The organism is Aeromonas sp. R1-1 (genome assembly GCF_040908495.1).
GTDB lineage: Bacteria > Pseudomonadota > Gammaproteobacteria > Enterobacterales > Aeromonadaceae > Aeromonas > Aeromonas veronii.
Genome location: NZ_JBFODV010000173.1, coordinates 1 through 10397 on the forward strand (window position 1 = coordinate 1; position 10397 = coordinate 10397).

The window sequence follows — 10397 nt, forward strand, 5'->3', positions numbered from 1 at the left end:
GATGAATTGACGGGGATTACCAACCGCCGTGGATTCATGCTCCTTGCCGACAAAAGTTTGAAATATGCATTTCGCGTAAAAAATCCAGTCACGCTCCGGCGAACACCTTGGGGTTGCTGGTCTGGAAGGCGTATTCCGCCTGCTCGCGGGCCTTGATGCGATCCCGGTTGTCGAGCTCGATGCCGAACTCCGCCATCCAGGGTTGGGGGTTGGGTTGGAAGCCAAACGCCATCACCACCGCATCGGCGGCCAACACCTGCTCTGAGCCCTCGATGACCACCGGATTGCGGCGGCCATTGGCATCGGGTTCACCCAGCTCGGTGCTCACTACTTTGATGCCGACGGTGCGACCACTGGCATCCAGCTCGACCGCTACCGGTTGCAGGTTGAACATGAACTCAACCCCCTCCTCGCGGGCGTTTTTCACCTCCCGCTTGGAGCCCGGCATGTTCTCCTCGTCGCGGCGATAGGCACAGATCACCTTGGCGGCGCCCTGACGGATAGCGGTACGCACGCAGTCCATGGCGGTATCACCACCGCCCAGTACCACCACCTGCTTGCCGGCGAAGTCGATGTAGTCGGCTTGTGCCTTCTCGAAGCCCAGCAAGCGGTTGGCGTTGGCGATGAGGTAGGGCAGGGCGTCATAGACGCCCGGCGCCTCTTCGTTGGCAAAGCCACCCTTCATGTACTTGTAGGTGCCGACCCCGAGGAAGACCGCATCGAACTCGCCGAGCAGGTCGGCGAAGGTGATGTCCTTGCCCACTTCGGTCTCGAGACGAAACTCCACGCCCATCCCCTGGAATATCTCGCGGCGACGCTGCATCACCTCTTTTTCCAGCTTGAAGGAGGGGATGCCAAAGGTGAGCAGGCCGCCGATCTCCGGATATTTGTCAAACACCACCGGGGTGACGCCATTGCGTGCCAGCACGTCGGCACAGGCGAGACCCGCCGGGCCGGCGCCAATAACGGCGACCCGCTTGCCGGTCTTGACCACGTTCGAGAGATCGGGCTTCCAGCCCATCTCGAACGCCTTGTCGGTGATGTACTTTTCGATGTTGCCGATGGTCACCGCGCCGAAGCGATCGTTGAGGGTGCAGGAGCCCTCGCACAGGCGATCCTGCGGGCAGACCCGACCGCACACTTCCGGCAGGCTGTTGGTCTGGTGGGAGAGCTCCACCGCCTCAAGAATGCGCCCCTCTTTGGCCAGTTTCAGCCAGTTGGGGATGTAGTTGTGGACCGGACACTTCCACTCGCAATAGGGGTTGCCGCACTCGAGGCAGCGATCCGCCTGCATCTGTACCTGCGGCTGATTGAAGGACTCGTAGATCTCCACAAACTGGATTTTGCGGATCTTGAGCGGCTTCTTGGGCGGGTCGACCCGCTGCACATCGATAAACTGAAATACGTTCTGGCTCATAGGGTTCCCTCCTTATTGCGCCTGGATTCTGAGTTCTGCACTGGAACGGCTGGTGTGACCCAGCAGCGATTTCACGTCGCTGGACTTGGGTTTGATCAGCCTGAACTTGGGCACATAGGAGTCGAAGTTGGCCAGGATCTCCTCGGCGCGCGAGCTGCCGGTCTCATTGAGGTGCGCCGTGATGATGCCGCGCAGGTGCTCCTGATGGATGGCGAGATCCGCCACGTCCAGCAGTTCCACCAGCTCGGGGTTGGTGCGCTTGGCGAAGTTGCCGCACTCGTCGAGCACGTAGGCAAAGCCGCCGGTCATGCCCGCCGCGAAGTTGACGCCGGTCTGACCGAGCACGGTGACGATGCCGCCGGTCATATATTCACAACCGTTGTCGCCAATCCCCTCGACCACCGCCAAGGCGCCGGAGTTGCGCACCGCGAAACGCTCGCCGGCAGTGCCCGCGGCGTAGAGTTTGCCGCCAGTGGCGCCGTAGAGGCAGGTGTTGCCGATGATGGCTGCTTCGTGGGATTTGAACGCCACGCCGACATGGGGCTTGATCACCAGCTTGCCGCCGGTCATCCCCTTGCCCACGTAGTCGTTGGCATCGCCGGTGAGGATCATCTCAAGGCCACCCGCGTTCCAGACGCCGAAGCTCTGGCCTGCGGTGCCGTTGAAGTGCACTTTGACCGGATCCGCCGCCATTCCCTGATTGCCGTGACGTTTGACAATCTCGCCCGAGAGGCGCGCCCCCACCGAGCGGTCGGTGTTGCGAATGTCGTAGCGGAACTCGCCACCGCTTGAGGTTTCCACCGCTTCCAGCAGATCTTCCACCATTTTCAGGTTGAGTGGCCCCTTGTCGAAGGTGGGGTTGTGCTGCTGGCTGAAGAGGCTGGAACCTGCTGGTGCTACCGGACGGGCCAGAATGCCAGAGAGATCCAGCTTGGCCTGACGAGCGGTGAGGCCGGGCAGGGCTTCCAGCAGATCGGTGCGGCCAATCAGGTCGGTCAGCTGGGTGACGCCGAGCTGGGCCATCAGCTCGCGGGTCTCTTCGGCGATGAACTTGAAGTAGTTCATCACCATCTCCGGCAGGCCGGTAAAGTGCTCGCGACGCAGCTTCTCATCCTGAGTGGCAACGCCGGTGGCGCAGTTGTTCAGGTGGCAAATACGCAGGTATTTGCAACCGAGCGCCACCATGGGGCCGGTGCCAAAGCCGAAGCTCTCGGCGCCGAGGATGGCCGCCTTGATGATGTCGAGACCGGTCTTGAGACCACCATCCACCTGCAGCCGCACCTTGTGGCGCAGACCGTTGGCGACCAGCGCCTGTTGGGTCTCGGCCAGACCCAGCTCCCACGGGGAGCCGGCATATTTGACCGAGGTGAGGGGGCTCGCGCCAGTGCCGCCGTCATAACCGGAGATGGTGATGAAGTCGGCATAGGCCTTGGCCACGCCGCAGGCGATGGTGCCGACGCCGGGTTCGGAGACCAGTTTCACCGACACCAGACAGCTCGGGTTGATCTGCTTGATGTCGAAGATGAGCTGGGCCAGATCCTCGATGGAGTAGATGTCGTGATGCGGCGGCGGTGAAATCAGGGTCACGCCGGGCACGGAATAGCGCAGCTGGGCGATCTGGGCGGTGACCTTGTCACCGGGCAGCTGGCCACCTTCGCCGGGCTTGGCACCCTGCGCCACCTTGATCTGCACAACATCGGCGTTCATCAGGTAGTGGGGGGTGACACCGAATCGGCCGGAAGCCACCTGCTTGATGCGGGAGTTCTTCTCGGTACCGAAACGCTTGGGATCTTCGCCCCCTTCGCCGGAGTTGCTTTGACCGCCGAGGCGGTTCATGGCAACAGCCAGCGCCTCGTGGGCCTCAGGTCCGAGGGCGCCGATGGACATGGCGGCGGAGTCGAAGCGGGGGAACAGCTTGTCGGCTGGCTCCACTTGATCCAGCGCGACCGGATTGTCGACCTTCTTCAGGGCCAGCAGATCGCGCAAGGTAGCAACCGGGCGCTCGTTCACCAGACGGGCGTACTCCTTGTAATCGGCATAGTTGCCGGAGCGCACCGCGGTTTGCAGGGTCTGCACCACGTCCGGGTTGTAGGTGTGGTACTCGCCGCCGTGGACAAACTTGAGTAGGCCGCCGTGGGGGAGGGGCTTGCGCACCAGCCAGGCCTGACGGGCCAGATTGTGCTGATCCTGCTGGATGTCGGCAAAATCGGCGCCTTGAATACGGCTCGATACGCCGCGGAAGCAGGTATCGACCACCGACTTGGCCAGACCCACCGCTTCAAACAGCTGGGAGCAGCGGTAACTGGCGACCGTGCTGATGCCCATCTTGGACATCACCTTGTAGAGCCCCTTGTTGATGCCGTTGCGGTAGTTGACCATGGCCTGGCGCAGGGACATGGTGAGCACGCCCTCTTCAACCTGTTTGGCCAGGGTTTCGTAGGCCAGATAGGGGTAGATGGCGGTCGCGCCAAAGCCCAGCAGCACCGAGAAGTGGTGCGGATCGCGGCAGCTTGCGGTCTCCACCAGAATGTTGGCGTCGCAGCGCAGGTTGTTGTCCACCAGGGTGCGCTGCACGGCACCCACCGCCATGGCGGCCGGGATCGGCAGGGTGTCGGCGCTGATATCGCGATCCGACAGCACCAGCAGCACGGTGCCACTCTTGGCAGCAGTTTTGGCTTCGTCGCAGATGCGCACGATGGCCGCTTCCAGCCCCTCTTCGGGCTTGAAGTTGAGGCTGATCACCTGATGACGGTAGTACTCACCTTCCAGTGCCAGCAGCTGGTGGAAGTCGGAGTAGAGCAGGATCGGCGACTGGAACAGCACGCGGTGGGCGTGGCCGAAGGTCTCGTTGAAGACGTTCTGCTCGCGACCGATACAGGTGGCCAGCGACATCACGTGGTTCTCCCGCAGCGGATCGATGGGCGGGTTGGTCACCTGGGCAAACATCTGGCGGAAGTAGTCATAAAGGGTGCGCGGGCCGGAGGAGAGCACCGCCATCGGGGTATCATCCCCCATGGAGCCCACCGCCTCCTGACCATTTTCGCCGAGAACCCGGATGATCTGATCCAGCTCCTCGAAGGAGTAGCCAAACAACTTCTGATAGGTTTTCAGCTGGTCATCGGAGAACTCGCGGCTACCGGTCTGGCTGTCGTCCATCTGCTCGAAGGGGACCAGTCGGCGGCAATGTTTATCCATCCACTGCTTGTAGGTGTGGCGGGTCTTGAGATCGTCATCGATCTCGAAGCTGGTCCACACCTTGCCGTTGCTGGTATCCACCACGAACAGCTCGCCCGGGCCGACCCGGCCCTTCTCCAGCACTTCGTCCGGGGTGTAGTCCCAGGTGCCGACCTCGGAGGCGAGGGTGATGAACTTGTCCTTGGTGATGACGTAGCGGGCCGGACGCAGACCGTTGCGATCAAGTGCGCAGGTGGCGTAGCGACCGTCGGTCATGACGATACCGGCCGGGCCGTCCCACGGCTCCATGTGCATGGAGTTGAAGTCGTAGAAGGCGCGCAGGTCATCATCCATGTTCGGATGTTTTTGCCATGCAGGCGGGATCAACAGGCGCATGGCGCGGAACAGGTCCATACCACCGGCGAGGAAGAGATCCAGCATGTTGTCGAGGCTGGAGGAGTCAGAGCCGGTGGTGTTGACGAAGGGAGCCGCTTCCTGCAGATCGGGAATGAGCGGGGTGGCAAACTTATAGCTGCGTGCCTTGGCCCACTGGCGGTTGCCGGCGATGGTGTTGATCTCGCCGTTGTGGGCCAGATAGCGGAACGGCTGGGCCAGCGGCCAGCGCGGGCTGGTGTTGGTGGAGAAACGCTGGTGGAAGACGCAGATGGCCGCCTGCATACGGATGTCGGCGAGATCCAGATAGAAGCGCGGCAAGTCCACCGGCATGCACAGTCCTTTATAGACGGTGACCAGATTGGAGAGGCTGACCACGTAGAAGTAGTCGTCGTTGACTCGCTTTTCGATGCGGCGGCGCACGATATAGAGGCGGCGCTCGAGATCCTTGTCGACCCAGCCGGGCGGGGCGTTGACAAAGACTTGTTCAATGCTGGGCAGGGAGGCTTTTGCGATAGTACCCAGTACGTTGGTATCGACGGGCACCTTGCGCCAGCCGACCAGACTCAGGGTCTCTTTTTCCAGCTCTTCGTCGATGATATCGCGGGTCTGCTGTGCCAATACGGGGTCAGGGTTGAGAAACAGCATGCCGACCGCATAGTTGCGGCCAAGGTGCCATCCCTTCTCCTCGGCGACAGCTCTGAAGAAGCTGTCCGGTTTTTGCAGCAGCAGACCGCAACCATCGCCGGTCTTGCCATCGGCGGAGATCCCGCCGCGGTGCTGCATGCGAGCCAATGCTGACATCGCGAGACGGACAAGCTTGTGGCTGGCTTCCCCTTCCATGTGGGCCAACAGGCCGAAGCCACAGTTATCCCTCTCCAGCTTTGGATCATATAGTGACATTGCATTTCTCCCTTGCTCGGCCTTGTATCGCACAGTCATCACCTGACTGCATAAATTGCGATTGGCTCTTGTGGTTCCGTCTGCCTGACGTGGCGAATCTCCAAACTAATGGGATTTTCTGGCGAGGTCAATCGCAGGTCAGGTTTGTCTTCATGGTTACATTCGCATAACAAAATGTCGGGTTAGGGGGATTTGCTCGCAGTTATGGAGTGTTTATTCTGTGTGGTTTGATTTTGTTGGTTAAATATATCGCCATTGACGGGCTCAATGGTGCGCTCGGCGACGATGGGCGAATGTAGTAATTTTACCAACCCGATGTGGCCGACAGCGGAAGGGATCACATTTTCAATATCCCATACTTGCAATTGTGTGCTGTAGGGGCTCTTTGAATTTTTCATTGTTCAACAGTGGGTTATCAGGTCTCATTTTCATATGGATGTTTACTGTTTGAATCGTCAAAGAACTGTAAAAATCCTTTTTTTGCGCTTTTTCTCTATATTTATTCAAAATTGGTCGGGTATTTATATGTTTTACCCTCTCCGCTAGCTTGATCCAGCTCAGCCCCTGTTTTACGCAAGCTCGTACAATGGCGCTCCTTTAGCGGAGGTGTCATGCAGTTACACGAACTCGTCAATACATTCGGTCAGGATCTCAAGCAACGTCATGGTCAGAAGATCCACAAACTCTCCATCCACGGGGCCTTCACCTGCCCGAACCGTGACGGCACTCTGGGTCGTGGTGGCTGCACCTTCTGCAACGTTTCCTCTTTTGCCGACGAGTCGGCCCAACAACTCTCCGTGGTGCAACAACTGCTGGCTCGCCGGGACGAAGTCACCCGTGCCAAACGCTATCTTGCCTACTTTCAGGCCTATACCAGCACCTATGCCGAGGTCGAATATCTGCAGCGGATGTATGAAGAGGCGCTGTCAGTGAGCGATATGGTGGGGCTCTGTGTGGGCACTCGCCCCGATTGCGTGCCGGATGCGGTGCTGGATCTGTTGGCGGGCTATCAGGCCCGGGGTTACGAGGTGTGGCTGGAGCTCGGGCTGCAAAGCGCCAACGACAAGACCCTGCAACGGATCAACCGCGGCCATGGTTATGCCGCCTATGAGGATGCGGTAAGACGTGCCCATCAGCGCGGCATCAAGGTATGTGCTCATCTGATCGTCGGCCTGCCGGGGGAGGTGCCGATGGACAGCCTCGATACCCTGCATCGTATCGTTGAGACCGGTGTTGAGGGGATCAAGTTGCATCCGCTTCATGTGGTTGAGGGTAGTACTCTTGGCAAAGCGTGGCAGGCGGGGCGCCTTGAGGTATTGACGCTGGAGCAGTATGTGGAAGCGGCCGTTGCCATGATCCAGCACACGCCGCCCGAGGTGGTGTATCACCGGATTTCGGCCTCCGCGCGCCGTCCAACTCTGTTGGCGCCAGCCTGGTGTGAAAATCGCTGGACGGCCATGGCGGACATTGCCAAAGCACTCTCATTGAATGGCCCGCAAGGTCACGCGTTGGGCAGACCCTTCATACTTCCTGACCTATAATTGAGCACCAGATTATTATTTTCACGTAAAACATAGGGTTATATAAAAAACTTCATACCCTAAACTATAGTTTTGGTACGTGCCGGTTGATATAGTGGTGCGCCATAATAAATGTCATTATCAATTAACTCCGACATTCACCCTGATTGCAGTGTTAGCATGGTGTTGATGAGCCGATTATTTTTACCAATAACGAATCATGCCGCCATTGCTGCTGTGCCGGGAAATTGGGGATGAGTGTCGCGATCTATCTGGACAGGTTTATCCCCTGATCAGTCTCATCAGCGGGAAGGCCACTCGGTTTTAGCGTGGCTATAGCAGGGAAATATGAGCGATGAACGCTCCTATCTACCTCATTTATGCAGTGACAGGATGCTATGCAAGCAGAAACAAGTCGTATTGATGAGTTATTGGAGTGTCTGGTCTTCTTGACCCGTTTTTATGGTGTGCCCAACAGCCAGGATGCCCTGACGACCGGGTTGCCACTGGTCTCCGGACGCCTGACTACCGCACTCTTTTGCCGTGCTGCCGAGCGGGGCGGGTTATCCGCCCGTGAAGTGATACAGCCACTGGCCGATATTTCTCCCTTGCTGCTGCCTTGTGTATTGCAGATGCGCAGTGGTGGCGCCTGCATTTTGCTGGAGTGGAACGAAGATCGCAGCCAGGGGAAAGTGATTTTCCCGCAGGCCGGTGATGCCGCGCAATGGCTGACTGCAGCCCAATTGGGTGATGAGTATCTGGGACGCCTCTTCTACGTGAAGAAGCAGTTCAAGTTTGACGAGCGCTCGCCCAAGGTACTGGAAACCCGTGATGGACACTGGTTCTGGAGCACCTTGTTCGAATCCCGCGGCATCTATCGCGATGTGCTGATCGCCTCCATTCTGATCAACCTGTTTGCCATCGCCAGTCCGCTCTTTACCATGAACGTTTATGACAAGATTGTGCCCAATCTGGCGTTTGATTCGCTCTGGGTGCTGGCGGTCGGGGCCATGGTGGTCTTTACCTTCGATTTTGTGATGCGGCAGTTGCGTAGTTACTTTATCGACATTGCCGGTAAAAAGTCTGATGTGCTGCTGTCCGCCAAGATTTTCGCCAAGGTGATGGGCATGAGGATGGAGTCTCGTCCCGCTTCCACTGGCGCGTTCGCCAAACATCTGCAGGAATTTGAATCGGTGCGGGAGTTTTTCACCTCCGCAACGGTTTCTACTCTTATCGATCTCCCTTTTGCCGTATTCTTCCTTTTTATTATCTGGATGTTTGCAGGCGTAATGGTGGTGGTTCCCATCGTCGCCATGCTGATCCTCATCGCCTACAGCTTCTATATTCAAGAGCCCCTCAAGCAGTCCATCGAAGAGGGTTCACGCCTTGCGTCCCAGAAGAACGCCAACCTGATTGAAAGTATTTCCGGGCTGGAAACCGTCAAGATTTTCGGCGCCGAGAGCATGTTCCAGCATCGCTGGGAGCAGGCCGTCTCCCATATTTCCACCTGGGGCGTACAGACCCGCCGCATTACCAACTCCATGTCCTCGCTGGCCAGTTATATCCAGCAAGTGGTGACGGTCGGTCTGGTGATCGTCGGTGTTTACCAGATTTCGGAAGGCTTGGTCACCATGGGGGGCATGATTGCCGCCGTGATGCTCTCCAGCCGCGCCATTGCGCCCATGGTGCAACTCTCCGTGTTGTCGACCCGTTATAACCAGGCCAAGTCAGCACTGGATATTCTGGAAAAAATCATGCAAACCCCAGGGGAGCAGGAGGAGGGCAAGCAATATATCCATCATCCGGTGATTGCCGGTCGAATTGAATTCGAGAATGTCTCCTTCAAATATCCCGGCATGGAAACCAGCACCCTGCACAATATCAATTTGCGCATTCAGCCGGGCGAAAAGGTGGCGATTATCGGCCGGATTGGGGCGGGTAAAACGACCCTCGAGAAGCTGTTGATGGGACTGTATCGACCGACCGATGGTTCGGTACGTATCGACGGCTTTGAACTCGATCAACTGCCACCAGCGGTGATCCGTCGCAATATCGGCTGTGTTCCGCAAGATGTCATTCTCTTTTTCGGATCGGTGCGGGACAACATCATGCTGGGTAATCCGCTGGTGGATGATGTGAGAGTCTTGCGCGCCGCCAAGCGGGCGGGTGTCACCAACTTTACCAACCGGGATCCCAACGGGCTGGATCGGCAGATAGGCGAGGGGGGGCGTCAGCTCTCCGGTGGCCAGCGTCAGTCGATCCTGCTGGCTCGCGCCCTGCTCAATGACCCCCCCATTCTGGTGATGGATGAGCCGACCTCCAACATGGACAACCAGTCCGAGATGCAGGTTAAGCAAGAGCTCGCCAGACTGGGCCCGGAAACCACATTGATCCTCATCACTCACAAAACCTCGATGCTGGATGTGGCATCGCGAGTGATCGTCATCGAGCAGGGGCAGATCGTTGCTGATGGCCCCAAAGAGGTGGTGTTGCAGCAGTTGAAGGAAGGCAAGGTGCGCGTGCAGGAGGTGTCCCATGGTTAAGGGGCTCATGGACTGGTTCAAGCGCAGCAAAAAGACGCCTTCCGGCGAGGTATTGCCAGCACCCGAGCATCTGGAGTTTGTCGATGACGGCGCGGCAGCTGTACTGCTGACCACGCCGACCGGAGCTCGCATCCTGTTGTGGTGCTGCTTCCTCTTTTTCATGAGTGCCATCGTCTGGGCGGCCTGGGCCGAACTGGATGAAGTCACCGTGGGTCAGGGCAAGGTTATTCCGTCCCGTCAGCTGCAGGTGATCCAGAACCTGGAAGGGGGGATCGTCAAAGAGATCTTCGTCAAAGAGGGGGACATCGTCGAAAAGGGGCAGCCGCTGCTGCGTATTGATGACACCCGTTTCCGCTCCGACTTTAGAGAACGGGAGCAAGAGGTGGTCACCCTCAAGGGGGATGTGGCCCGTCTGCGCGCCGAGATGGCCAGCGTCGAGGTGAAAAA

At 58.4% G+C, this 10397-nt stretch carries 4 protein-coding genes and 1 pseudogene; 3 read left to right on the forward strand and 2 right to left on the reverse strand.

The features are described from left to right. Positions 1–94: 94 nt before the first annotated feature. Together AB5Y92_RS10600 and gltB are read right to left on the reverse strand one after the other, a co-directional pair. Positions 95–1417, reverse strand: a pseudogene (locus AB5Y92_RS10600) (FAD-dependent oxidoreductase); the annotation flags it as partial. Between the two features lie 12 nt (positions 1418–1429). Next, positions 1430–5887, reverse strand: coding sequence for a glutamate synthase large subunit (gltB, locus tag AB5Y92_RS10605; RefSeq protein ID WP_279490641.1), 4458 nt, complete (start codon positions 5885–5887; stop codon positions 1430–1432). A gap of 611 nt (positions 5888–6498) precedes the next feature. Here gltB and AB5Y92_RS10610 point away from each other — a divergent pair. The 3 genes from AB5Y92_RS10610 to AB5Y92_RS10620 all read left to right on the forward strand — a co-directional run. Further along, complete coding sequence (locus tag AB5Y92_RS10610) at positions 6499–7428, forward strand: TIGR01212 family radical SAM protein (RefSeq protein ID WP_042083735.1); 930 nt, start codon at positions 6499–6501, stop codon at positions 7426–7428. 377 nt (positions 7429–7805) lie between these two features. Next, the gene (locus AB5Y92_RS10615; RefSeq protein ID WP_005350980.1) at positions 7806–9950 is read left to right on the forward strand and encodes a type I secretion system permease/ATPase; all 2145 of its coding nucleotides are present in this window, start codon (positions 7806–7808) and stop codon (positions 9948–9950) included. After that, positions 9943–10397 (forward strand): biotin/lipoyl-binding protein (locus AB5Y92_RS10620; RefSeq protein ID WP_368226739.1); only part of this gene is annotated, 455 nt, incomplete at its 3' end. The genes AB5Y92_RS10615 and AB5Y92_RS10620, both read left to right, overlap by 8 nt.